The 996-nt window shown below is 39.2% G+C and carries 2 protein-coding genes; both read right to left on the bottom strand.

Going from position 1 to position 996, the window contains the following annotated elements; translation table 11 throughout:
- A partial coding sequence (locus H5072_RS20250; protein WP_404936345.1) for a DUF6795 domain-containing protein occupies positions 1-295 on the bottom strand: 295 nt, incomplete at its 3' end.
- A gap of 32 nt (positions 296-327) precedes the next feature.
- Positions 328-996: immunity 49 family protein (locus H5072_RS20245; protein ID WP_182694612.1), on the bottom strand; the 669-nt coding region annotated here is incomplete at its 5' end.

Genomic DNA, 996 nt, shown 5'->3' with positions numbered 1-996 from the left:
CATTGAGCTTTGAGCTCCAAAGCTCATATTCTTCACCGCCATGAATTGCAGTAATAAGTTGATAAGTAACTTCATGGGAAAACATATCACCGGGTATTTTTGACTCAACAACAACTTCTGGCATATTAAACGCGCCATCGGAAGCTGTAATAACCTGATCTTCTTTTTCAATTTTATGTGCAAATTTAAGGCTGCGATTAATTAAAACACCTTCAACGGGATTACCGTTTAAAGTAATAATCCCTTTAACTTCAGAGCACATGTGTACGTCATATTTTTTTATTAAACCAAACATAGTGGTTTGGGCCTCCTTACCTATATTTCTAATTATTTAAAATAAGTTCCATTAATTAAAAAACGAGGAAGTGAATCACTTTCAACCGTTACCTCATTACCCATATCGTGCCACATGCAAGCCATACCGAGTAATTGTAGGGGCAAGAATGAATCTACAGGGGCATGATCCGGACCTGCCTCATAAATGTGGTAGTGCTCTTGCGCTTGTACGTTTTTGGCAAGTGCTTCATTAAAATCACAACCAACATCATAAGTTGCTGGCGATAAAGCAGCTAGCGTTTCTAAGTACCCGAAAGCAATATATATCGCCCAGTCATCATTTTGCTTAACAGCCATTCCCATACACTCGTCAAGCAATTTTGGGTAATCGGCTTGATGATGGTGGTAAGCTTGAAAAACTTCAACGAGCTTATAAGAAACGGGGCCTGCTTGTGTCGCACTTTGTTTCATAGTTTCTATAGGGAAATTTGCCAAGCTATCCATACTTTCAGTATCGCGAGTAATCACCGCTAAAAAATAGGCATCAATCCATTCTGATGGAGCTGCATAACCGTTTTCTAACATACCTTTACCATTCCACGTTACTTCAGGTAAATTATATATTTTAAAGGTTTGCTCTTGCTCTGGCTGCTCTGCAAGCTTTAAGAACGCGGCGTACATTTTTGATGCATATCGTAACGCTGTTGCTGACTCTTTTTC

Source organism: Pseudoalteromonas sp. SR45-5 (assembly GCF_014163565.1).
GTDB classification, from domain to species: Bacteria; Pseudomonadota; Gammaproteobacteria; order Enterobacterales; family Alteromonadaceae; genus Pseudoalteromonas; species Pseudoalteromonas distincta.
The sequence above is the reverse complement of the archived record's forward strand: the minus strand, read 5'-3'. Positions and strand labels throughout refer to the sequence as shown.